Below are 24,461 nucleotides of genomic sequence, written 5' to 3' on the forward strand. Positions count from 1 at the left end.
CGATATGAACGCAGCGATAGCCGTTAACTATTGAAAAGAAGCAAATCAGAATAAACGCCAATGGGAACGTGAAGGGGATGAAAAACAGTCACGGCAGCGTACGGAGGCGAGTGAAGAGAAAAACGGCCCGAAGGCCGTCTGTCTCAATGCATTAACCTGACGTTAATTTAGGCATTCCCAGTTGCCATCACGGGTGCTTCTTCGTCGGCATGGTCTTGTTCTTCCAGGTCATGGTTTCGTTCCAGTTTGGCAACAACTGCGGTCGCCATGCCGTTACCAATCACATTGGTCGCCGTGCGGCCCATATCCAGGAACTGATCGATACCAATAATCAGCAAAATGCCCGCTTCGGGTAAGCTGAACATCGGCAAGGTGGCAGCTACCACCACGACCGCGGCACGTGCCACGCCAGCCATACCTTTACTGGTGATCATCAGCGTCAGCAGAATTAAAGTCTGCTCCGTCAAGCTTAAGTGGATATTGTAAGCCTGTGCGATAAACAGAATGGCAAAAGCCTGATAGATCATGGAGCCGACAAGGTTAAAGGAATACCCCAACGGGAGTACAAAGCTGGTGATTTTTTTGGGAACGCCAAATTCGCTCAGCGCTTCCATCGTTTTCGGGTAGGCCGCTTCGCTACTGGCGGTAGCAAATGCCAGCATACTGGGTTCGCGCAGCAGTTTGATCAGACCCCAGGTTGCTTTCTTACCGAGGAACAACGCACCTGCACCGAACATGAGCCCCCATAGCAGCGCCAGACCCAGGTAGAACTCACCAATGACTTTGCCAAAGTCGAGGAGAAGCCCCAGCCCTTCGGTCGTAATAGACGACGCCAGCGAGGAAAATACGGCCAGAGGCGCTAACCGCATGACATAGTCCGTCACCCGGAACATCACTTTCGCCAGTTCTTCTATCATCGATTCCATCGTGACAGCATGTTTATTCTGGCCTTTCACAAAAGCCAGCGCGGAACCGAAAAACATGGAGAACACCAGAATCTGCAATATTTCATTATTCGCCATCGCTTCGACGATGCTGCGTGGAAATATATGGGCAATGAAGCTTTTCAGTGTAAATCCACCGGTATTCACGCCGGTATCTACCGCTATTGGCGTACTTGGAATAGCGAGATTCATTCCAACGCCTGGCTCGAAGATATTTGCTAACATCATGCCAATAAAAAGAGAAACCACGGAAGAACAAATAAACCACACCATCGCCTTCAGCCCTATTCGGCCAACGGAAGAAGAATTCCCCATGCTAGCAAGACCAGAAACCAAGGTGGCGAATACCAATGGCGCAATAATCATTTTTATCAGGCGCAGAAAAACATCGGTCACTAAATTAAAGTAGGATACGACCTCTTTGGCCTCCTGCTCCGTTAATAAAGAATGACAGGCTCCGCCGACAATAATCCCGAGAAGAATAGCCAAGGCTATAAAAAACAATAACCTGTTCTTTTTCATAGTAACCTCATGATAATGAATAGAATCAGACAATACGCACTATTAGCCAACATGAACTACCTAACGCCCAGGCGTAAGCAACCTACGGCTTATCCGATTTTTATCGGCGTATTCTCTGTGTTTTGATGTGGTGATAATAGTTACTCGGGAAGCGTATTTATTTTTCCATCACTGATAGAAAAAATGTCGACGGTACGTAACGTATAATTGAAAACGTCGCTGTTAATTAATATGGTGCGAGCGCGATGGAAATCGTTGGACATGACTACCCCTCATTTATTACATACGATAAATAAAGGGGTAATTTAACTAAATTCACTTTGCAATAGTTTCCCTTCATACCTTTTCCTATTGTTATTTTTGAATATCCATTAGACGTTCACCATGGGGAAATAACTTAAATCGACGGTATCATGAAAAATACGAAATCTGTCACTAATTAAATTTTTCTTATCAACAGATTTAGTAATAATTAATTAACCGCTATAAATCATGCGTCGAAAAACATCCTCAACGTAGCTGATTTCACCGTATTAGCGTTAAAAACCAACAATACCATTTTATTTAACGCTTCCCCCTGACCAATCCTCCTTACCATCACCCTATCGCGATTTTTCCAGCCCAGAAATCGTCTTCATAACCCGTAACGCGGCTGTTTTCGCCCCAGTCAAAAGCGGCATGTGTCACACGCGATACAGCTTCACTTATCGCCGCCGTTAAAACCAACAAGCTCGCCCCAAAAGGCGGATGAAAATTTGGCTTTGCACCGCAAAAATCGCCCAAATTTCACGCAAAAATCATACATAAGGAGTATTTTGCAAGAGGCCTCACACTCTCCCGTTACGTTTTGTTGTAAAAAAACGACATGTCGTTATTCAACAATCATCAGCGCATGTGTTGATGGAAAAATAATAATAGGAAGGGGTTCCCATGAAACTGTTTTACAAAGCTGAAAGCAGTTCTCTTTTTACACACATTGTTTTGATCGAATCCAAACTGGAATTCAAGCTGGAGAAGGTCAATTTGCGTACGAAAAAGACAGAGCGTGGAACCGACTATACGTTCATCAACCCGAAAGGGATGGTGCCAGCGTTAGAGCTGGATGATGGGTCTGTCCTGACTGAAGGCGTTGCTATCGCCGAGTACATTGCCGATCTGGTTCCGCACTGTAACCTTATCGCTCCGACTGGCAGCATGGCGCGTTACCATACGCTCGAATGGCTGAATTACATTTCTGCTGAGCTGCACAAAACGTTTACGCCGCTCTTCCGTCCTGGCACGCCGGAAACGTATAAAGAGCTGCTGATGGAATATTTGCAGGTCAAATTCCGCTATATCAATCTGGTGTTGAGTGAACAGAACTATCTGGTCGCCAACCGCTTTAGTATCGCCGATGCGTACCTGTTTACCGTAATGCGCTGGGCGCAGTCGCTAAAACTGGATATGTTCCGCTACCCTGCGCTGGCGGCTTACCTCGACCATATTGCCGAGCGCCCTTCCGTCGTTACCGCGCTTAAGGTTGAAAGGTTGAAAGGTTGAAAGGCTAACATGCAATAACGCCCCGGCATTCGGGGCGTTATACGTTTTACGACAGGCGAATCGCCTGGAAGTGATGACGCGGATTAGCAATCCCATCCTGAGCCGCAACCAACTGTAGCTCATACTCATTCATCTCTTTCGTCACCAGCATGACTTCATACACTGCTGCCGTCGTGTGCTCCAGCGCTTTATCCAACGCCACGCCCTTCAGCAAGTTCACCAGCAGTAATCCACTGGTCAAATCGCCCACGCCGACAGGTTGACGTTCAAACTCTACCAGCGGGCGGCTGATGTGCCAGGCATCCGTCGGCGTCACCAGCAGCATTTCAAAGCTGTCTTCACGTGTGGCCGCTCGGCTAAGGTGCTTTACCAGAACGATTTTTGGCCCTTTTTCACACAGGGCACGCGCGGTCTCTACAGCTTCCGCCACGTTATGCACGGTACGGCCACCCAGCAATTCCAGTTCAGGCAGATTCGGCGCGATAATGTCGGCCGCTAACAGCGACTGCTGGCAGTGGAAATCAGACACACCGGGCGCGACGATACAGCCTTTCTCCGGCGTACCCATTACCGGATCGCAGAAGTACAGCGCATCAGGATTAGCCGCTTTCACCTGACGAACAATATCTAGAATATGTTCCCCTTGCTCGGCGGAGCCGATATAGCCGCTCAACACCGCATTACAGGTCTTCAATTTGTCGATGTTCGCAATTCCCTGCACTACCTCGGTCAGGTGGCTGGCGGGCATCACACATCCCGTCCAGTGACCATATTGGGTATGGTTCGAGAACTGCACCGTATTCAACGGCCAAACGTTTGCGCCCATCCGACGCATCGGAAACTCTGCCGCGCTGTTACCGGCATGACCAAAAACGACATGTGATTGGATGGAAAGTATATTTTTCATTAGCTATGACTCAAATCCTTGCCAGCGCCTGTGCGCCTCAACTTACAAGAAGAAAGGGAGCTAACGCTCCCTTATCGGTAATGCTTATGCTTTCCAGCAGATCAGGCAGTAGTGCTTTTTGCCGCGACGCAGCAAGGTGTAGCGATCAAACAGACGGTCGGCATCGCTGAAGGTGTATTCAGGATCGGCCTGTTTCTCGCCGTTAATGGTGACCGCATTTGAAGAGATCATCGTACGGGCCTGACCGCGTGACGGCACTAACTCAGCGCTGACCAACGCCTGTTGCAAATCCGCACCGTTTTCCAGTTCGATAATCGGCATACCATCCTGCGCCAGCTGCGCAAAGTCGTCCTGCGTCATATCCTGCAATGCGCCAGAGAACAGGCTTTGTGTAATGCGACGAGCCGCTTCCAGACCTGCTTCGCCGTGAACCATACGGGTCACGTCTTCCGCCAGCACGTACTGCGCGCGTGGAGCCTTACCGCTGTTTTTGTCTTCTTCTTCCAGTGCATCGATATCTTCGAGGCTCATGAACGTGAAGAATTTCAGGAAGCGGTACACATCGGCATCCGCCGTGTTGATCCAGAACTGGTAGAATTTGTAAGGACTGGTTTTGCTGGCATCCAGCCAGATTGCGCCGCCTTCCGTTTTGCCGAATTTCGTCCCATCAGATTTGGTGATCAGCGGCACGGTCAAACCGTAAACCTGTTTCTGGTTCATACGGCGCGTCAAGTCGATACCGGACGTGATATTACCCCACTGGTCGGAACCACCGATTTGCAGCTCGACATCATGCTGCTTGTTCAGCGAGGCAAAGTCGTATCCCTGCAACAGGTTGTAAGAAAACTCGGTGAACGAAATGCCGACGTCATCACGGTTTAAACGCTGCTTCACGGCTTCTTTGCTAATCATCTGATTAACGGAGAAGTGTTTACCGATATCACGCAGGAAATCCAGCACGTTCATATTGCCGAACCAATCGTAGTTATTCGCCGCGATCGCGCTGTTGTTACCGCAGTCAAAATCCAGGAATGGGGAAACCTGACGGCGAATTTTCTCTACCCATTCACCCACGGTTTCAGCTGTGTTCAGCTTACGCTCTGTGGCTTTAAAGCTTGGGTCACCGATCAGCCCCGTAGCACCGCCAACCAGCGCAACCGGCTTGTGGCCAGACAGCTGGAAGCGTTTCAGGCAGAGCAGCGGCACCAGATGCCCCAAATGCAAGCTGTCGGCGGTGGGATCAAAACCGCAATACAGTGCAATTGGCCCTTGCGCCAGCCGCTCTGCTAACGCTTCCTCATCCGTCACCTGGGCAATCAAGCCCCGCTCTTGCAATTGTTTAATCAGGTTACTACTCGCCATCGATAACTCCATTTTTATAAAAATAGGCCGTTACGTTCCCATTGGGTTTACGCACAACGCCGTGAGAGATGCGCAGCATACCTGTCTGCTGTCGCATGATGATTTCGCTGTTGCATGACTTTATGCAACAGGCTATGAACGCCATATCGCCGCGCAATGCCCAGTCAACGCGAAACTTCATAGGATAAAGTGCTGATGATAGGAGCGCCAGCGTTTAACACGGATATTTCGTGATTAAGGCGCTAAACGATCAATCTGCCAGCCTTCGTCCTGCCGCTGGTAGAAAAAGCGGTCATGCAGGCGGTGTTCGCCGCCCTGCCAAAACTCGACAGAATCGATAACGACGCGGAAGCCCCCCCAAAAACTCGGCAAAGGCACCTCGCCATTCTGGAATTTTTGCTTCAATTCCAAAAATTTGCTTTCCAGCACGCCGCGCGCTGAAATCCGGCTGGACTGCTTTGATACCCACGCGCCAATCTGGCTGTCTTTCGGACGGCTGTGGAAATACTTCAGCACCTCGAGCGCTGGCAGCTTCTCTACGCGACCCAGCACCATGACCTGCCGCTCTAACATATGCCAAGGGAACAGCAGGCTGATTCGCGGATTGTTTTCCAGATGATGGGCTTTGCGGCTGCCCATATTGGTATAAAACACCATGCCTTTCTCATCATAGTGTTTCAGCAGAACGATACGCTGGTAAGGCTGCCCGTGCTCATCCACGGTCGCGACAGACATCGCGGTAGGATCGGCCAGTTTTGCATCGCAGGCCTGCTTCAGCCAGCGTTCAAATAAATCCAGCGGGTTCGCGGGAAGATCGCTACGGCGAAGCCCACCACGCGTGTATTCACGGCGGATGTCGGCAATATCGGCGGGTTGAATAAGAGGAGAACCGTCAGAAGGGGAGCGTTCCTGAGTCATAATATCCTACTGTCGCAATGTCGGGCCAGAAGCGGGCGAAAATCCCATTTTGCTCCCGTACCCGAAAAATCGCAATCAGCAGCAACACCACTAGCGTGCGGCGTCAGTTACATCGGAGCCAACACGCAGTCGTCGATGATAACTCGTTCACCCCGTTGGATAAATGCACGATCGCCTTTGCTCCAGAATGTATAGGTGTCATTGCTGTATCTGACGCCAGAAGCGGATACCACTTGAGGGAGCGTGAGACGTTCACCGTCCAGCAGGAAACTCACCTGTGGAGTCGCTTCACCGCCCTGCTGTAGCGTCACGGTTAGCGGCATTGTCCCGCATTGATAATGCAGCGTCTCCACCGTCTGTTTATGACCAAAATAGCTGCATCCGCTCAGCAGAATAAGCGCTGTCCCTGTCAGTAATCGTTTCATTTTTTTCCCCTGTCATTCTTGTCGATGGCGGCAACTGGCGCTGCCGCTCATTTAAGTTTAACAAGAGGATAACGATGAAACTCTCGGCAAAATCTGATTAATCCGCGTTGGCCGGATAAATCGCGCCTAGCACCGTTTCCTGACTCGCCCCCGTGACGGACGGCAGATTGCCTGGCAGCCCTGATAGCGTGCGAGAGGCCAGCCAGGCAAACGCCAGCGCTTCCATATCATCGCCACTCACGCCGTATTCATCCGTCGTGCTGACTTCAATCCCCGGTAGCAGCGCCGAGAGACGCGCCATAATGAGCGGATTACGCGCGCCACCGCCGCAAACCAGTAAGCGTTCGCATCCACCGACCAACAGCGCCTGTTCAGCAATGCTCACAACCGTTAACTCAGCCAGCGTCGCCTGAACATCCTGCGGCGCGATCGGCGGCAAGCCAGCCAGCATTCTTTCCAGCCAGCCCAGATTGAAATACTCACGCCCAGTGCTTTTCGGTGCCCGTAACGCAAAATAAGGATCGCTCAGCATGCGACGTAGCAATAGCGGATTCACCTGACCGCTCATCGCCCACACGGCATCTTTATCATACGGCTGCGCACAGTGCCGCCAGATCCAAGCATCCAGCAGCATATTTCCGGGCCCCGTGTCGTAACCGCGCACGAGCGCACCCGGCACCAGCAGCGACAGATTGGCGATGCCACCGATGTTGAGTACGATACGTCGTTCAACAGGATGCAATAGCAACGCATGGTGGAACGATGGCACCAGCGGCGCGCCCTGCCCGCCATAAGCCAAATCTCGGCGGCGAAAATCCCCTACGGTCGTGATGCCCGTCAAGGCAGCAACGCGGTTATTATCACCGATCTGCAACGTACAAGGCGCATCGCCCGTGGGCTCATGCCAGACCGTCTGCCCGTGGCAGCCAATCGCGGTAATATCCTGAGCCCTCAGTTCCGTCTCTTTAAGCAGCGTCAGCACCGCTTCGGCAAACAAGATGCCCAGACGGGTATCCAACTGCCCCAGCGCCGACAGCGTCACCGCCTGCCCCTGACACATCCCCAGGATGGCCATTTTGATATCCTGCGGTATCGGGTGACAGTAGCTGGCCTGCTGGGCAACCGTATGTTCGTCAATCGCGGCTAGCACAACATCCACACCATCAAGGCTGGTGCCGGACATTACGCCAATATATCTGCCTGATCTCATTATATAGCCTTTGCCCCTGTGGGATAAAAAGAGAACGCCTATAACAACCGTTACGTTGAGAATAAAAGTAGCACGTTAACACTCTGAATTATTAAATTTTTTACGTTTTTGCCACACGGGTTAGGTTTTAACCAAATGTCGGTTTTTGATAATATTTGCTACAAAAAAAGCCCTTTCTCGTACTATTTACTTCTCTGTTTATACGTAATTTAAGCGCACTATTATATTCTGAAAAAAAGAGTAAAAAGAGTGGCATGCTACACTGAGCCAGACCATAATTTATTGGTATAACACTGCGTCGGCCGAGGCTGAGCCAGCCCGACATATTCGCTATTAAGGAGTTTGTATTATGATGAAGCGTTTACTTGTGGTTACCCTTGCTGGTATCACGCTGGCTGGTTGTGCTAATACCAGCACGCTTTCAGGTGATGTTTACAGCGCATCCGAAGCTAAACAAGTGCAGACCGTGACCTACGGTACGATTGTTTCTATGCGTCCGGTTCAAATTCAGGCGGGAGAAGATTCTAACGTGATCGGCGCGCTGGGCGGTGCGGTGCTGGGTGGTTTCCTGGGCAACACGATCGGTGGTGGTTCCGGTCGTAGCCTGGCGACAGCAGCTGGCGCAGTAGCCGGTGGTGTGGCGGGTCAAGGCGCCACAGGTGCGCTGAACCGCACACAGGGCGTAGAATTGGAAATTCGTCGTGATGATGGCAGTACCATTATGGTGGTACAGAAACAAGGCGATACGAAATTCAGCGCAGGTCAACGCGTTGCCATGGCCAGCAATGGCCGCAGTATTACCGTTTCCCCACGCTAATGCTGTGTGACGATCGCCACTCTCTGCGGCGATCGTCACAACGAATAATCAACTCCCGGAATAAATAACCAATAATCAATACTGGTAATATTGCCGGGATTTAATTCTCCCTCTGCGTAACCCAAATTTAGCTACGCTTGATTCTCATGTAATGCCAATATATTTTTCTCAAGACGCGAAACCAGCAACGCTAATTCATCCACCTGTTCCGGCGTAATACCAAATAATACTTCACTACGTGTATGGCTAATTACACCATTGACTGCCTGTATGATTGGCTCTGCTGATTCGGTCAGCATAATACGTTTTGCCCGACGATCGTGCGCACAAACGTGGCGAGTGATTAACCCTTTCTCCTCAAGCTGATCCAATGTTCGGACTAATGAGGGTTGCTCAATACCTATCGCTTTGGCGAGCTGAATCTGCGACTGCCCAGGGGGTAGATGGTATATGTTATGCAACGTGACCCAATGCGTCTGAGTCAGTTCAAGTGGTTTTAATCGATGATCGACCAGCGCACGCCATACGCGCACCAGACGGGCTAAATCAGATCCTAATGGCAATTCCATCACCTCTCCTTATTGTTAGCACGCTAAGTTATATCCCTGGATTGCAATCAACTCTGATTTATAAGAATAAAAAATGACTTTATTGTTGTAAAAATAGCTCCATCATGGAATGGATTCTATCAAATAAAAGTCTTTTAAAAATGATCTCAGGCTTATTTTATTCAATCGAACGCTCCTGCGTTGCTTAAACAAAATTTCACGTAAATAGATCATCTAAGACAAGATAACTTAAAACAACGATGGCTGACGGGACTCTGCTGGTGTATCGGATTTCTCTGAACGCTGTGAACGTTTCATTCTCTGCCGACACAAACGCAGCACATCCTGTTTCTGCGCATCACTCATTTGGCCCCAACTAAAGCGCTCATTACGACTGCGAAAGCAACCGCGACAATATCCGCCTTCATCCGTCTGACAAATACCACGGCATGGATTAGGGACAACAAAGAGTTCAAGTTGCTCTGGCACAACACCTCCTGCGACAACTCTATTTATTGAAGCCCTGTTCTTTACCGCTGGCAAGCCCAAACGGACAGTCACAATGAAAATAATTAGGTAACCATTGTAATAACTGACGATTTTTTTACACGTCAGGCAGTCTAAAAGTGACCCAACGCGCTATTTACCCCTCCTGAGAGTACGTTTTAACACAAACCCCACTATTGTGTCGCATTTTTAGCATCATCCCAACAGCTTGGACTCGGTAGAGCCACAACGCTATACTTCCCTCTTTGTTGCACTTTTTAACGAGGACACTATGCGCTTACTTCACACCATGCTGCGTGTTGGCGATTTACAACGTTCTATCGATTTCTATACCCAGATCCTGGGTATGCGCGTGCTGCGCACCAGCGAGAATACCGAATACAAATACACGTTGGCTTTCGTCGGCTATACCGAAGAGAGCGAAGGTGCGGTTATCGAACTGACCTACAACTGGGGCGTCGACAGCTATGATTTGGGCAACGCCTATGGTCATATCGCGCTGGGCGTTGACGATGTTGCCGCAACCTGTGAGCGTATCCGCAAAGCGGGTGGCAATGTAACGCGCGAAGCGGGCCCGGTCAAAGGCGGTACTACCGTGATCGCGTTCATCGAAGATCCAGACGGTTATAAAATCGAATTGATCGAGAACGCCCACGCCGGTAACGGCATCGGTCACTAATACTCCCGCATTCTACAGGTGCTGCATCGGCACCTGTTCTCTCCCCCCTTCTTCTGCTATCTCCGCGGTTTGAAACCACAACGGCATGCTGCATCTCCGGCCAAAATTTGCAATAATGCGCGCTGCGTTTTGCTAACAATTAAGAGAAAAATGGCTGATAAAAGTGATCTGAACGCCCTGAGCGGCCGTTTTCGTGGGTTTTACCCGGTAGTGATTGATGTTGAAACCGCCGGATTTAATGCGAAAACCGATGCCTTGCTGGAAGTTGCGGCGGTAACATTAAAAATGGATCAAGACGGTTGGTTACAGCCAGATGAAACGCTACATTTTCATGTCGAGCCATTTGAGGGTGCGATTCTGGAACCCGCTGCACTGGCGTTTAATGGCATTGACCCCACCAACCCACTGCGTGGCGCGGTGAGCGAATATGATGCGCTGCATGAAATTTTCAAAGTCGTGCGTAAAGGGATCAAAGATCAAGGCTGCAACCGCGCGATTATCGTGGCGCATAATGCCACATTCGATCATAGCTTTATGGCCGCAGCGGCCGAGCGCTGTAGTCTGAAACGTAATCCGTTCCATCCTTTCGCCACTTTCGATACCGCAGCACTTAGCGGACTGGTGTTAGGCCAAACGGTTCTTGCTAAAGCCTGTATTACCGCAGGAATAGCGTTTGATTCCAGCCAGGCGCACTCTGCGCTGTATGACACCAACCAGACGGCATTGCTGTTCTGTGAGTTGGTTAACCGCTGGAAACGTCTGGGCGGATGGCCGATTGTACTGGAAGAAAATTCGCTGGAAGACGCGTCAGCCGAAGACTGAAAAGGCTGAGATCAAAAAACGGGTGCCATAGAGGCACCCGTTGGAAGGATTTACGTTCGCTTCGTAACAACATTTGATATTGTCATTACGCCAGACGAAAGCATTACTCTTGATCGGCCTGCTGCGCTTTATATTTGTCTGCCGTTTCTTTGATCAGCGGTTGCAGTTCACCGCGCTGAAACATTTCTACCACGATATCACAACCGCCAACCAGCTCACCGTCAACCCACAGCTGTGGGAATGTCGGCCAGTTTGCGTATTTCGGCAGTTCAGCACGAATGTCTGGGTTCTGCAAAATATCAACATACGCAAAACGTTCGCCACAGGCAGACAACGCCTGAACAGTCTGTGCGGAAAAGCCGCAGCTTGGCAACTTCGGGGAGCCTTTCATGTACAGCAGAATCGGGTTTTCAGCAATTTGGCGCTGAATTTTTTCAATTGTCGGTGTCGTCATCTTCTTGCTTCCTTAATTCTATAGGATGGCTAACGTCCAAAACGCTAGCCATGAGCCGCCGTCAGAGGTGCTACGACAGCGACATTGACTCGGTGATATTGTACCGATGCCACTAGCCACAAAAAAACGCCATTTTTTGTAGGGTTATTTTTCCCTGAAGGTATTCATCATTGATGAAATCAACGCCAGAAAACGCTGATAAATCAATCGAAAAAATAACTATTAACGTTTTTTCACTATTCTGTATGAATAAAGCGACCGTGCCCACTTTTTTATGACGCCGTTTTCAGGAATACTGTGAGGATTGAGCGAGTTAAGGATTATGTTCGGTCACTGTTATTATGCGCTTATTTATTACTCTTTTTATATTATTTTTCAGTAATCTATCCCTGAACGTGGTTCAGGCTGCGCCGCATACCCCGCATTCTGCGCCGAAGAAAAGCGCCATGGCAGAAACGAATAAGAAAAGCCGCCAAACAAAGGGTAATGCTAAATCCCCGACGCCGATCAAAAGCAAAAAACCAGAACCTACCGCCGTCAGCAATAAAACCAAATCCCGCACCGCGAGCAAAGTGACAGAGAAAAAGCCGTCACGAACGCAAAGCAGCACGCCCGCGCTAGTGAAAAAAAATCTTAAAAAGCTGAAGCCTGAAGAAGAGAAACAAACAACCGCCCAAGCCAGAGTCAAAACCGGACTGAAGAAGACCGCACTCAAGGGGAAAGCGGATAAAAATCCAGCGCCGACAGAAAAAGGAATGGCGCTAAGCGCCGCGCATAAAAAACGCTATCAACATGCCAAAACGACCGCAATGAATAAGTTGATGAGCCAGATAGGCAAACCTTACCACTGGGGCGGCTCCTCTCCTTTTACCGGATTCGACTGTAGCGGACTGGTTTATTACGCCTACAAAGATGTCGTTAAGATCCAAATTCCACGCACCGCAAACGAAATGTATCACCTGCGTGATGCTGCTCCGATTAAAAAGAGTGAGCTGGAAAGTGGCGATCTGGTCTTCTTCCGCATCAATAATCGTGGCGCAGCCGATCACGTCGGGGTTTATCTGGGTGAAGGGAAATTTATCCAGTCGCCGCGTACAGGCTCAGATATTCGTATCAGCAAGCTGAGTGAAGATTATTGGCAGGAGCACTACGTTGGCGCACGTCGCGTAGTCACACCGCAGACGATTCGTTAAGAGCAGATTATACCATCTGGTATACCCTAAATAATTCGAGTTGTAGGAAGGCGGCAAGAGAGGGAATCCCGATGAGCTTACTCAGGTAAGTGATTCGGGTGAGTGAACGAAGCCAACGCACATACAACTTGAAGTATGACGGGTATAAAACGATTCAGACACGTTTATGTAACATCAACGTGTCTGAATATCTAACCTGCCCAGAGGCACCCTTCGGTTAGTTCATCACCGCAATAAAACTAAACGCGATGATCACAGCCAACGAGCCAACGGTTGTCAGCAAAGACATCTTCAGATCTGTATCCATAAATTACTCCTTATTAACGAACAAATTTTATCTGAAAGCTTCATCTGAAAAGACACCACCATTCACAGCCGAACCCGTTTAGGTAGTTAAAGCTACAAATAATAGGGTTATTACGATTCTTTCATAATTGTAGCGAAAAATCTCGGACGAATGCATCACTAATAGTATAAATTAGCCCTTTCACTTTCATGATAAATCGGACACAATCCGCTGTTTATGAAAGCGCTGCGTATCAGTCGAAAAACGTCAACCCAGATCCCTTCGGTATAACATTCGGCATTCTCCTTCTGAAATCCTGTTTTTTAGCTTAGAAGAAGAACATTAAACGTAGGCAAACGATTAACAATATACTTACGTCTGTAACAGGTAAGTTCAGGAGTCATTTTTAGATGGCAACGATTAAAGATGTGGCAAAACGTGCTGGCGTTTCCACCACAACCGTATCGCACGTGATCAATAAAACACGTTTCGTCGCCGAAGAGACTAAGGCAGCCGTCAGGGCAGCAATCAAAGAATTGCACTATTCACCCAGCGCCGTCGCCCGCAGCCTCAAAGTTAATCACACTAAATCTATCGGCTTGCTGGCCACTTCCAGCGAAGCCCCCTATTTCGCCGAGATCATTGAAGCCGTTGAAAACAGCTGCTACGCCAAAGGCTACACGCTGGTGCTGTGTAATTCGCATAACGACATCGGCAAGCAGCGCGCTTATCTTTCCATGTTGGCGCAAAAACGCGTCGACGGCCTGTTGGTGATGTGTGCCGAATATCCGCCCGAGTTATTAGGTATGCTGGAAGATTATCGCAGCATTCCGATGGTCGTGATGGACTGGGGACAGATGCACAGCGACTTTACCGATACCATTATCGATAACGCCTTTGAAGGCGGTTATATGGCAGGTCGCTACCTGATTGAACGCGGCCATCGGGATATCGGTGCCATCCCCGGTACTCAAGAACGCAACACCGGCAGCGGACGCTACCTCGGCTTTTTGAAAGCATTGAAGGAAGCCGACATCACCGTGCGTGACGAATGGGTGGTTCGCGGCGATTTCGAACCGGAATCCGGCTACAAAGCCATGCATCAGATCCTCGCACAGAAACAGCGACCTACAGCCGTCTTCTGCGGTGGCGATATCATGGCGATGGGTGCCATCTGTGCGGCTGACGAACTGGGTCTGCGCGTACCGCAGGATATTTCGGTGATCGGTTATGACAACGTGCGCCACGCGCGTTTCTTTACGCCTGCGCTGACCACCATCCACCAGCCAAAGGAGCGTCTGGGCCAATCCGCGTTCTCTATGCTATTGGATCGCATTACCAGTAAGCGGGAAGATGCGCACGTCATTGAAGTGCACCCGACGCTGATTGAACGCCGCTCGGTTGCAGACGGCCCCTACCTCGACTATCGCCGCTAGCCGTAGCCATTCTGTACAGACAATTTTCTTATTTCTGCTGCTTCCCCTCTCTGCTTCAGCCAATTCTCTTGTATGTTGGCTGAAGCAGTTCAAAATTTAATACCGTGTTTCATTTTCTCTGGTGACAGCCGATACCTCGGCTGCGATAAGTGTTGTCCTGGTGTGTTTTACGATACTTTTGCATGTGAAAAGTTAAGGAGACATGATGGGTTTACCTTATACAGAAGAATGGGATCCTAATACCGCGCCCTGGTTCCACATCGTGCAGGACATGCTGGCCACCGCGGATATCACCATCAACGGCACTCGCCCTTTTGACATCCGCGTCACCAACCCCAATTTCTTTAAGCGTATCCTGCGTGAGGGATCGCTGGGGTTGGGAGAAAGCTACATGGATGAATGGTGGGAGTGTGAACGGCTGGATATGTTTTCCCATCGCGTTCTGCGCGCGGGGCTGGACAATCAACTACCCCGTCGCCTGCACGATCTCACACGTGTCGCCCTCTCCCGCTTCACGAATTTACAATCCCGCCGACGCGCTCAGGTTGTCGGTAAAGCGCATTACGATTTAGGTAATGACCTCTTTACCCTGATGCTGGATCCTTACATGCAATACTCCTGCGCTTATTGGAAACAGGCAAAAACGCTGGAACAGGCGCAGGAAGATAAACTCACCATGATCTGCGAAAAGCTCCAGCTAAAATCAGGAATGACGCTGCTGGATATCGGCTGTGGTTGGGGCGGACTTGCCGAGTTCGCGGCACGCCACTACGGCGTGTCAGTTTACGGCGTCACCATTTCCAGAGAGCAGCAGGTGCTGGCACAGCAGCGTTGTCAGGACCTGAACGTCACCATTGAATTACAAGATTATCGCGATCTCGATCGGCAATTTGATCGTGTGGTGTCGGTAGGCATGTTTGAACACGTCGGGCCGCGCAACTATGACAATTATTTCCGCGTCGTACGGCGTAATCTAAAACCCGATGGACTGTTTCTGCTACATACCATCGGGGCCAATAAGACCAATCCGCACATCGATCCCTGGATTCATAAATACATATTCCCCAACGGCTGTATTCCCTCCATACAGCATATTGCACAGGCGAGTGAGCCTTATCTGGTAATGGAAGACTGGCACAATTTCGGTGCTGATTACGATCGTACATTAATGGCCTGGCACGCTCGCTTTCAGCAAAACTGGCCACCGCTTTCCACACGCTATACGGCCCGCTTCCGCCGGATGTTCAGCTACTATCTTAACTTTTGTGCAGGGGCCTTCAGAGCAAGAAACCTTCAGCTCTGGCAGGTCGTGTTCAGCACCGATGGGATCGAAGGTGGATTGCGCGTTGCGCGCTGACAGCGTCGTGTGTTGACAGAAAGTCGTGTGCTGACAGAAAAGAGAAAACCGGACGGTAGAAACGCCGTCCGGTTTACCAAAATGTGCAATGTAGGAATTACTCTTCCTTGCCGAGCTCGCTCGCCTGCTTGCTAGCCAACACGCGCTCGACCGTATCGACCACGGCCTGTGTCTGCGGGTCGATTTCGATATTAATGCGATTTCCCAGACGCTTCTGTCCCAGCGTGGTGCGGTTCAGCGTTTCTGGAATTAAATGCACGCAGAAACGTCCACGGGTTACTTCTCCCACCGTCAGGCTAATGCCATCAATTCCAACGAAGCCTTTATGCAGCACGTATTTCATCAGCGCTTCATCTGCAAGGCGGAACCAAATCTGATGGTTATTCTCTGAAACCTGAATCTTAACCACTTCCGCCGTACACATGATGTGGCCTGACATGACGTGCCCACCGATCTCGTCACCGAATTTCGCGGCTCGCTCAATATTGACGACATCGCCTTCATGAATATCGCCCAGATTCGTTAACCGCAGCGTTTCCTTCATGAGATCGAAGCTGACACGATCGCCGTCAACAGCGGTTACTGTCAGGCAACAGCCATTATGCGCCACCGATGCGCCGGGCACGAGCCCTGGCAACAACTCGGGCGGGAGCTGGACAATGTGCGTGCGAAAGTTGGATTTTTCTTCAATCGACACCACTGGCGCGGTGCCCTGAACAATACCGGTAAACATGCGGTTTGCCTCTTAAAAACAAAGAAATGACTCTGTGCAGTGTGCCCGATATTTCGCGGAAAACCAAACCGGAATGCCGTATACCGCATAGCTATCGAAACCGTAGCGTAACAAAAAGAATATATTCTCTTCCATGCTGGTTTACTTTCGTTAAGTCGTTACAATAATGCTCGCTTTACCCCGATCTGTTTTTCATATCTGAGTCATTTACCCTGCTATTACGTTAGTCATTCAAGGAAGGTATCCGTGCAACAGTATCTGACAGAAGCGCGTAAATTATCGGCGCTTGCTGTTCCTGTCATTATTGCGCAAGTGTCCCAAACGTCGATGGGTGTAGTTGACACCATCATGGCCGGTGCTTATAGCGCCACCGATATGGCCGCCGTCGCTGTGGGAACCTCTATCTGGCTACCCGCCATTCTTTTTGGTCATGGCCTGCTACTGGCGTTAACGCCCGTTGTCGCACAGCTCAATGGTTCCGGCCGTCGCGATCGCATTTCTCATCAGGTGCGACAGTCTTTCTTTCTCGCCGCCATCATTTCTGTGCTTACGATGCTGGTGCTGTATCAGGGGGAATACGCCATCAACCTGATGAGCGACGATTCGCCTGAACTGGCTGCGAAAGCCATCGGCTATCTGCATGCGCTACTGTGGGGCGTTCCCGGCTATCTGTTCTATCAGGTTTTACGTTGCCAGTGTGAAGGGCTGTCCAAAACCTATCCCGGCATGATGATTGGGTTCATCGGGTTGTTAATCAACATCCCGATCAACTACATCTTTATCCACGGTAAATTTGGCATGCCCGAGCTGGGCGGCGTCGGTTGCGGCGTGGCTACCGCCTCGGTGTACTGGATCATGATGTTGTTGATGATGCTTTATACCCGACGCGCCTCTTGGCTACGCGATATCCGCTTGCACCGTCCCGCATTCCGCCCAGACGTTGCTGTGCTGAAGCGCCTCTTTGGCCTCGGTTTACCTATCGCGCTGGCACTGCTTTTTGAAGTGACATTGTTTGCCGTGGTGGCGCTGTTGGTGTTGCCGCTGGGCGTCGTCGATGTGGCCGGTCACCAGATTGCCCTGAACTTCAGCTCGCTGATGTTCGTTCTTCCGCTCTCGGTTGGCGTCGCCACGACCATTCGCGTCGGGCATCGCTTAGGAGAAGGCTCGGTTGAGAACGCCCGCATTGCCGCGCACACGGGTATCATGGCGGGTGTGGCATTAGCCTGCTGCACAGCCATTTTCACCACGCTGCTGCGTGAGCCTATCGCCCTGCTCTACAATCAGGATCCGCTGGTTGTGGCGATGGCTTCTCAGCTCATGCTACTGGCCGCCGTTTATCAAATTTCCGATGCCGTTCAGGTGATCGGCACTGGCGTTTTGCGTGGCTATAAAGATACCCGTTCAATTTTCTATATTACCTTTGTCGCTTATTGGGTATTGGGATTACCGAGCGGTTACCTGCTGGCCTTGACGGATAGCATCGTGCCACGCATGGGGCCTGCGGGCTTCTGGTGTGGTTTCATCATTGGCCTGACGGCAGCGGCAGTGATGATGGTGACGCGGATTCGTTTTCTTCAGCGCCAACCCGCCGCACGAATTTTAGCGCGGGCCGCCCGCTAGATAACGTTTCATCCAATTTGAGTCGAAAAAAACGACACAATGGATACAACCCCAGCAATCGCACTGGCAAGAGCACAAAATTGCATTTTTCCTCTTGCCAGCTTTCCCCTTGCTCGCTACTATTTGCCTCGCTGTCAGACAGGCAGCACGGTATCTCAATGCGTTCATAGCTCAGTTGGTTAGAGCACCACCTTGACATGGTGGGGGTCGTTGGTTCGAGTCCAATTGAACGCACCATTCCTTGTTTTCAAAATACGTTATTACCACTCTTTTCTACTGAAAAATAATCGACTCAATCCTTTGTTGAATCTGCATTGATTATCTTCCCGTAATATCAATTTCATTCCGTCTATTTGATCTGACTCAACGCAACGCACTGAACTTCCACTGGTTTGTATAGGCACCTCGGTGATTATGATAGAATTCTTCCGCGAAAATGATATTGAAAGAGTAGATTGCAATGGATTGGTTAAAAGATTACATACCACTACTCCTCATTGGTGGTGGGATATGGGAAATTTTTCACGTCTATAACGGACTCAAATCTGGCGTGTTAGTCGAGAGAATTAATAGAAAAGACGTGACATTTCATCGTGGCGAATTTTGGTTTAGTTTTTGGATCGGTTTTCATATTATTTTTTCAATAGGAACGTTCGTCGTTAGCGTCTTCCTCATCAAAAAATATTTGCTCCTCCCTGACTGGCTGCACGTGTATTTCTCTCACTTTTATTCACTCTGACAGCATCAGCAACGTCTCACTGTAACTTTGCATGGTGTCCAAACTTGTCACAGGTCATGTCACGCCAGAGCGTTACTCTGGCGCAAAGGCAAGCGCCCCGCCAATTTTTCTACCCTGCTTAACCGTCTGGAAAAACAGGGCTCAAACACACATACCACTTGAAGTATGACGGGGATAGACGACGGAGCGCCGCCGTTATTCCACCTGTGACTCGATCACCACCACGCACTGCCCTGCGCGAACGGATGCGCCAGGCTGACAGCGGATCTCCCGCACAATACCGCGCTGCGGCGAGACAATCGGGATCTCCATTTTCATGGATTCGAGGATCATCAGCGTTTCTCCCTCGTCTACCGTTTTGCCAATCTCCGTCGTCACCTGCCAGAGATTGCCAGAAATCGGGCTTTCTACGCCGACCTGTCCCGGCAGGATCGAGGCTTCGCTCGCTTCTTCAATCACCACGTCCACGCTATCCGTTACCGATTGACCGGCAATACGCCAGCGCTCGCGTTCTGCCTCAAATGCAGCCCGCTGGCGCACGCGAAATGTTTCTATCTCCTCAGCTTCCCGCGACAGGAAATCCTGATAGGCGTTTAACGCCAGTTCGCTTTGCTCGATCCGTAGCGGATAGCGCCCCAGCGGGAAATCCCGTCGAATAGATAACAATTCGTCAGCCGACACCGGATAGAAGCGAATTTGGTCAAAGAAACGCAGCAGCCACGGCTTACCGTCAAATGCGCCAACGCCGCGATAGCGATCCCACATTTGCAGCGTGCGTCCGACAAACTGATAGCCGCCCGGCCCTTCCATGCCGTAAACGCACAGGTAAGCGCCGCCGATGCCTACCGAGTTTTCCGCCGTCCAGGTGCGCGCCGGATTATATTTGGTGGTGACTAAACGGTGGCGGGGATCCAGTGGCGTTGCCACCGGTGCGCCAAGGTAAACGTCGCCCAGTCCCATCACCAAATAGCTGGCCTCAAAGACCGTACGGTAAACCTCATCGAGATTATCCAGTTCGTTAATACGGCGGATAAATTCAAGGTTGCTCGGGCACCAGGGCGCATCGCTGCGTACCGTGGTCATGTACTTTTGAATCGCCAGTTGGCAAGCGGGATCGTCCCAGGACAGCGGCAGATAAACCACTCGTGATGGCACAGTCAGATTCTGCTGGGTGCAAACGTCCTGCCATAGCGTGGAAAGCACATCCAACAGGTGCTGTAACGAAAGCACTTCAGGGCGATAGTGCACCTGCAATGAACGAATGCCCGGCGTCACATCAATGATGCCATTGAGTGTCTGTTTTTCCAGCGCCAGCATCAGCGCATGGACGCGGAAACGCAGCGCCACATCCAGCTCCGCAGCGCCTACCTCCAGCAACAAATGGGTATCGCCGGACAGCCGTGCAACCAGCCGTTTATCCGCCTCACCGGTATCCAACACCACCGGAGAAATGAGCGCGACAGGTGACCAGTCGACAGCGAGCGGAGCAAGCTGTTCCACCTCCGCCTGACGTGCCAGCGCCAACGCGCGCGCCGTTGGGAGATCGACAGGAATAAAGCGTACACGGTCACCCGCATTAAGCTGTCCCATCGCCCACAGGTCGGCTTCAATTATCGTCACCGGACAGACGAATCCCCCCAAACTCGGGCCATCCGGCCCCAGAATAACTGGCATATCACCCGTGAAATCCACCGCGCCGATGGCATACGGGTTGTCGTGAATATTCGAAGGATGCAGCCCCGCCTCTCCGCCGCTGTCGCGCACCCACTCCGGTTTTGGCCCAATTAGGCGGACGCCCGTGCGGCTGGAGTTAAAATGCACTTCCCACTCGGTGGTGAGGAACGTTTCCATATAGGCAGGCGTGAAATAGTCCGGTGCTGCATGCGGGCCGTAAATCACACGCAGTTCACGCACCGTAGACAACGTGGTGCGCAAGGTGTCCGGCAGGCAATCGCCAGTGCGTTTGTCCGTCAGTGGCGTGAGATGCAAGACGTCACCCGCCCGCAGCGCCCTGCCCGCGTGGCCGCCAAATTGCCCCAATGTGAAAGTACTTTTACTGCCGAGATAATCCGGCACATTAATACCGCCACGCAGGCAGAGATAGCTGCGAACCCCCTGCGCATTCGTCGCGCCTAACCGCAGCGTGCCACCCGCCGGTATCGCAAATACGCAATCCATCGGTACGGGTTGACCGTCCAGCTCGATAGCGATAGCCGCACCGGTGACTGCCGCCACGGCATCCGTATTAAAACGCAATGTCGGCCCGTTCATCGTGATTTCCAGCGCCGCCATCCCCGCCGGATTCCCCACCAGACGGTTGCCTAAACGCAGCGCGCGATCGTCCATCGGCCCCGACGGCGGCACGCCGACCGCCCAGTAGCCGAGACGGCCGGGATAATCCTGTACGGTGGTTTGCGTGCCAGCGCTCACCACTTCGCAGGTTGTCGCCTGGTAAACCAACGTATCCAGACAGCGCGTCCACGGCTGGCCGCTGGCAAATGGATCTGCCGCCAGAATCTGACGCAAATAGTCACGGTTGTGTTCCACGCCGTAGAGTCGCGTGTCCGCCAGAGCCCGATCCAGCCCAGCCATCGCCTGCTCGCGGGTGGGCGCACTGGCGATGATCTTAGCCAGCATCGGATCGAAAAATGGTGGAATCTCGCACCCCGCCGTCACCCAGGTATCGATGCGCAAGCTCTGTCCTTCTGCGGCGGGAAACGCAACTTCCGTCAACAATCCCGGCGACGGCTGGAACTGTTTACCCGGATCTTCTGCGTACAACCGCGCCTGAATCGCATGCCCCTGCGGCTTCAATCCGGCAGCCAGTTCGCGCAGCGGCGGCAGATCGCCTGCGGCCAGTGCGATCATCCAGCGCACCAGATCCACGCCCCAAACCTGTTCCGTTACGCCGTGTTCTACCTGTAGGCGCGTATTGACTTCAAGAAAATAAAAACGATCCGTCGCGCTGTCATAAACGAATTCCACCGTTCCGGCGCTGCGGTAATTCACCGCCTGTGCCAGACTGATTGCCGCCGCGCACAGTGCATCGGCGACCCCATCCGGCAGATTGGGCGCAGGCGTTTCTTCAATCACTTTCTGATTGCGACGCTGCACCGAGCAGTCGCGTACCCCCAACGCCAGCACCTCGCCCTGCCCATCGCCAAAAATCTGCACCTCCAGATGTCGGGCGCGTTCGATATACTTTTCGATGAACACGCCCGCATCGCTGAAGTTGTTCTGGCCCAGACGTTTTACCGTTTCAAACGCATCGGACAGTTCCGTGGCGCTGTAGCAGACGCGCATCCCGATCCCGCCGCCTCCGGCCGTGCTTTTAAGCATGACCGGATAGCCGATCGCTGCCGACGCACCGAGGGCCGCATCAATATTTTCCAGCAGCTCGGTGCCTTCCAGCAGCGGCACGTTGTGCTGCTTCGCCAGCGCTCGCGCCGTATGCTTTAAACCAAATACTCGTAGCTGCTGCGGTGTCGGCCCGACAAAGGCGATCTGTGCCGCTTCGCAGGCTTCGGCAAACGCCGCATTCTCGGACAAAAAACCATAGCCGGGATGAATGGCCTGCGCGCCGCTGCGCTGCGCCGCAGAGAGAATTTTTTCTACATCCAGATAGGTGTGAGCCGCCGCGCCTTCACCCAGGCTAATGGCTTCATCGGCGTCCTGAATATGCAGGCTACTGATATCAGCATCAGAATAGACCGCGACGCCACGGACGTTCATCTCGCGCAGCGAACGCAGAATACGGCACGCAATCGCGCCACGGTTGGCAATCAGAAGTTTGTCGAACATACGCTAGACTCATGCAAGGGCGGGTCGTCCCGCCAAAATGCGATCCGCATGATGGTCGTCCATCGCGGTAACGGTCAGATACTGAAACGGGCTATAACGCCGGAATCACGGAGCGTTGTCCGTTCGGGTATTAGCTGGCGGCAGATAATACCGGTTTGCCCGTGCCTCCAGCGCGCTCACCAGCCACGCTTTCACCCGCTGCCAGCGCGTACGTTTTTCATCACCGCGATCCGGTATCAGTTCCATATCAGCACCTCCGCTGGCGTTGGGTTCCAGCCGTTGCACGGGTTATTCAACTGCGGACAGTTAGAAATCAGCACGATGACGTCCGTTTCGGCGCGCAGCTCCACGTATTTACCCGGCGCGGAAATGCCATCCTCGAAGGTCAGCCCGCCTTCCGCCGTCACCGGCACGTTCATGAAGAAGTTGATGTTCGCGCCGATGTCCTTTTTGTTCAGGCGGCCATCGTGCAGGCAGGCGCAGAGAAAGTTGTCGCGGCAGCTATGCATGTAGCGTCGGTCGAGCGCATAACGCACGGTGTTGCTCTCTTGCGCACAGGCTCCGCCCAGCGTGTCATGGCGACCGCAAGTGTCGGCGACAATCGTCAGCAGCGGATTGCCAAGATTGGAATACAGCACGCTGCCCGTTGTCAGGTAGACACTATTCTGGCGGCGCAGCGTACGTTGCGGATCGTAACGTTCACGAGGGTCATCGACGCGATAGAACAGCGTATCCACCGCCTGATTGCCTTCCAAATCCAGCAGCCGCAGCGTCTGTCCCTGCTTGACCTCAAACAGATAGGGTTCTCCGGCAGGAATCACATGGCGGAATACCGCGTCCTCGGCCGTTTTATTGCTGGCAATTAACGTCATGTCCGGCCTCCTTACAGGCAAAAGCGTTCGGTATTGTGAAACGCGCGTGCATTTTCCTCACGGAACGCACGGCAGTACGCGGCGACATCCTCACCGTCTGCCCGGATCCAGGTGAGCGCGATCGGCTGCGGCGCATACGTCGGGTTAGGATCCATCGGGTGTTGCAAGGCGGTCAGCACCACCAGCGTATCCATTGGCGCATACAGCTCGATGTAATCCCCCTCCTGCGAATGATTGGCGTGAAAGTGAAACTGCCCCTGCGCATCTACTGTGACTTTGCTGAACAGATTGATCGTCATCAGCAGATCTTGCAGATTGAGGTTCCATTTCCCCATCTCGACCAGCAGGTTATCCATGCCGTTACGGAAAAAGCCGTTGCGCCGCTCCTGATAGCGCCCCTGCCCGTATTTCTCCTGCACTTCCTGCGCATTGAGCACGCCGCCAAAGCTGTCGTGCCAGCCGCATGTGTCGGCAATGATGGCTGCCAGCACGCGTCCCATATCGGAATAGAGACAGTGCCCGACCGTCAGCCTGGCAGTATGTTGCCCTTTCAGGGTATCCGGCAGGTTCAAACGTTCGCTGGTCTGGTGCGCGTTAAACAGCAGCAGGCCCACATTGCCGCCGCCCTCCACATCTTCGATACGCAGAATCTGTCCACGTTTGAGAATGAAGGAGGTATGTCCTCCGCCCGGCACGATTTCTTCATCAAATGTTGTTCGGCCTGTCGATGTGTTTGTCGATGTCTGTATCGCTGTCATAACCGAAAGCTC

General features: G+C 51.8%; 23 protein-coding genes and 1 tRNA gene. 9 read left to right on the forward strand and 15 right to left on the reverse strand.

Going from position 1 to position 24,461, the window contains the following annotated elements:
• Positions 1-167: 167 nt before the first annotated feature.
• Complete coding sequence (locus BJJ97_RS17400) at positions 168-1,466, reverse strand: dicarboxylate/amino acid:cation symporter (RefSeq protein ID WP_095994774.1); 1,299 nt, start codon at positions 1,464-1,466, stop codon at positions 168-170.
• A 930-nt stretch (positions 1,467-2,396) separates the two neighbouring features.
• On the opposite strand from BJJ97_RS17400, the gene gstA reads away from it, so the two are divergent.
• A complete protein-coding gene (gene gstA, locus BJJ97_RS17405) occupies positions 2,397-3,005 on the forward strand; it encodes a glutathione transferase GstA (RefSeq protein WP_010276635.1) in 609 nt (202 codons plus the stop codon).
• 46 nt (positions 3,006-3,051) lie between these two features.
• On the opposite strand, the gene pdxY is transcribed toward gstA, so the two are convergent.
• The 5 genes from pdxY to anmK all read right to left on the reverse strand — a co-directional run bounded on the left by pdxY (position 3,052) and on the right by anmK (position 7,827).
• Positions 3,052-3,912, reverse strand: coding sequence for a pyridoxal kinase PdxY (pdxY, locus tag BJJ97_RS17410; protein WP_095994775.1), 861 nt, complete (start codon positions 3,910-3,912; stop codon positions 3,052-3,054).
• Positions 3,913-3,996: 84 nt separating this feature from the next.
• Positions 3,997-5,274: a tyrosine--tRNA ligase gene (gene tyrS / locus BJJ97_RS17415; protein ID WP_039481051.1), complete on the reverse strand. Its 1,278-nt coding sequence runs from the start codon at positions 5,272-5,274 to the stop codon at positions 3,997-3,999.
• A gap of 234 nt (positions 5,275-5,508) precedes the next feature.
• A complete protein-coding gene (pdxH, locus tag BJJ97_RS17425; protein WP_095701922.1) occupies positions 5,509-6,192 on the reverse strand; it encodes a pyridoxamine 5'-phosphate oxidase in 684 nt (227 codons plus the stop codon).
• Between the two features lie 107 nt (positions 6,193-6,299).
• Complete coding sequence (locus tag BJJ97_RS17430; protein ID WP_039467780.1) at positions 6,300-6,617, reverse strand: MliC family protein; 318 nt, start codon at positions 6,615-6,617, stop codon at positions 6,300-6,302.
• A gap of 97 nt (positions 6,618-6,714) precedes the next feature.
• Positions 6,715-7,827, reverse strand: a complete 1,113-nt coding sequence (gene anmK / locus BJJ97_RS17435) for an anhydro-N-acetylmuramic acid kinase (protein WP_095994777.1) — start codon at positions 7,825-7,827, stop codon at positions 6,715-6,717.
• A gap of 349 nt (positions 7,828-8,176) precedes the next feature.
• Here anmK and BJJ97_RS17440 point away from each other — a divergent pair, with 349 nt between their 5' ends.
• Entirely contained in the window at positions 8,177-8,644 is a 468-nt protein-coding gene (locus tag BJJ97_RS17440; protein ID WP_095699707.1) for an outer membrane lipoprotein, read from the forward strand.
• 131 nt (positions 8,645-8,775) lie between these two features.
• Here the strand turns inward: BJJ97_RS17440 and slyA are convergent, their stop codons facing one another.
• Positions 8,776-9,213 (reverse strand): transcriptional regulator SlyA, encoded by a 438-nt coding sequence (gene slyA / locus BJJ97_RS17445; RefSeq protein ID WP_010276609.1) that lies wholly within the window; start codon positions 9,211-9,213, stop codon positions 8,776-8,778.
• A 228-nt stretch (positions 9,214-9,441) separates the two neighbouring features.
• Positions 9,442-9,681, reverse strand: coding sequence for a DUF1289 domain-containing protein (locus BJJ97_RS17450; protein ID WP_010302285.1), 240 nt, complete (start codon positions 9,679-9,681; stop codon positions 9,442-9,444).
• A gap of 289 nt (positions 9,682-9,970) precedes the next feature.
• Here BJJ97_RS17450 and gloA point away from each other — a divergent pair, with 289 nt between their 5' ends.
• Positions 9,971-10,378 carry a lactoylglutathione lyase gene (gene gloA, locus BJJ97_RS17455; protein ID WP_010276601.1) on the forward strand — a complete coding sequence of 136 codons (408 nt, stop codon included), beginning with the start codon at positions 9,971-9,973 and terminating at the stop codon, positions 10,376-10,378.
• 150 nt (positions 10,379-10,528) lie between these two features.
• A complete protein-coding gene (gene rnt / locus BJJ97_RS17460) occupies positions 10,529-11,200 on the forward strand; it encodes a ribonuclease T (RefSeq protein WP_095699708.1) in 672 nt (223 codons plus the stop codon).
• Positions 11,201-11,303: 103 nt separating this feature from the next.
• Here rnt and BJJ97_RS17465 read toward each other — a convergent pair whose 3' ends face one another.
• Positions 11,304-11,654, reverse strand: a complete 351-nt coding sequence (locus tag BJJ97_RS17465) for a Grx4 family monothiol glutaredoxin (RefSeq protein WP_039481070.1) — start codon at positions 11,652-11,654, stop codon at positions 11,304-11,306.
• 341 nt (positions 11,655-11,995) lie between these two features.
• Between BJJ97_RS17465 and BJJ97_RS17470 the strand changes: the two genes are divergently transcribed.
• Entirely contained in the window at positions 11,996-12,847 is an 852-nt protein-coding gene (locus BJJ97_RS17470; protein WP_095994778.1) for a C40 family peptidase, read from the forward strand.
• Positions 12,848-13,064: 217 nt separating this feature from the next.
• Here the strand turns inward: BJJ97_RS17470 and cydH are convergent, their stop codons facing one another.
• Positions 13,065-13,154 (reverse strand): cytochrome bd-I oxidase subunit CydH, encoded by a 90-nt coding sequence (gene cydH, locus BJJ97_RS17475; RefSeq protein WP_095699710.1) that lies wholly within the window; start codon positions 13,152-13,154, stop codon positions 13,065-13,067.
• 389 nt (positions 13,155-13,543) lie between these two features.
• On the opposite strand from cydH, the gene purR reads away from it, so the two are divergent.
• Both purR and cfa read left to right on the forward strand, forming a co-directional pair.
• Positions 13,544-14,569: an HTH-type transcriptional repressor PurR gene (gene purR / locus BJJ97_RS17480; protein ID WP_095699711.1), complete on the forward strand. Its 1,026-nt coding sequence runs from the start codon at positions 13,544-13,546 to the stop codon at positions 14,567-14,569.
• A 205-nt stretch (positions 14,570-14,774) separates the two neighbouring features.
• Positions 14,775-15,926, forward strand: coding sequence for a cyclopropane fatty acyl phospholipid synthase (gene cfa / locus BJJ97_RS17485; RefSeq protein WP_095994779.1), 1,152 nt, complete (start codon positions 14,775-14,777; stop codon positions 15,924-15,926).
• A gap of 97 nt (positions 15,927-16,023) precedes the next feature.
• On the opposite strand, the gene BJJ97_RS17490 is transcribed toward cfa, so the two are convergent.
• The gene (locus BJJ97_RS17490; RefSeq protein ID WP_095699713.1) at positions 16,024-16,659 is read right to left on the reverse strand and encodes a riboflavin synthase subunit alpha; all 636 of its coding nucleotides are present in this window, start codon (positions 16,657-16,659) and stop codon (positions 16,024-16,026) included.
• Positions 16,660-16,905: 246 nt separating this feature from the next.
• On the opposite strand from BJJ97_RS17490, the gene BJJ97_RS17495 reads away from it, so the two are divergent.
• A complete protein-coding gene (locus BJJ97_RS17495; RefSeq protein ID WP_095994780.1) occupies positions 16,906-18,279 on the forward strand; it encodes an MATE family efflux transporter in 1,374 nt (457 codons plus the stop codon).
• Positions 18,280-18,439: 160 nt separating this feature from the next.
• Positions 18,440-18,516: transfer RNA gene (locus tag BJJ97_RS17500), tRNA-Val, on the forward strand.
• 697 nt (positions 18,517-19,213) lie between these two features.
• Here BJJ97_RS17500 and uca read toward each other — a convergent pair.
• The 4 genes from uca to BJJ97_RS17520 all read right to left on the reverse strand — a co-directional run bounded on the left by uca (position 19,214) and on the right by BJJ97_RS17520 (position 24,449).
• Positions 19,214-22,819 carry an urea carboxylase gene (uca, locus tag BJJ97_RS17510; protein ID WP_095994782.1) on the reverse strand — a complete coding sequence of 1,202 codons (3,606 nt, stop codon included), beginning with the start codon at positions 22,817-22,819 and terminating at the stop codon, positions 19,214-19,216.
• Positions 22,820-22,924: 105 nt separating this feature from the next.
• A complete protein-coding gene (locus BJJ97_RS22170) occupies positions 22,925-23,065 on the reverse strand; it encodes a hypothetical protein (protein WP_167385207.1) in 141 nt (46 codons plus the stop codon).
• Complete coding sequence (locus BJJ97_RS17515; RefSeq protein WP_039467800.1) at positions 23,056-23,691, reverse strand: urea amidolyase associated protein UAAP2; 636 nt, start codon at positions 23,689-23,691, stop codon at positions 23,056-23,058. Before BJJ97_RS17515 ends, BJJ97_RS22170 begins: the two co-directional genes overlap by 10 nt.
• A gap of 11 nt (positions 23,692-23,702) precedes the next feature.
• Entirely contained in the window at positions 23,703-24,449 is a 747-nt protein-coding gene (locus tag BJJ97_RS17520) for an urea amidolyase associated protein UAAP1 (RefSeq protein WP_095994783.1), read from the reverse strand.
• Positions 24,450-24,461 lie beyond the last annotated feature (12 nt).

Origin of the sequence: Pectobacterium polaris, assembly GCF_002307355.1 — a bacterium.
GTDB lineage: Bacteria > Pseudomonadota > Gammaproteobacteria > Enterobacterales > Enterobacteriaceae > Pectobacterium > Pectobacterium polare.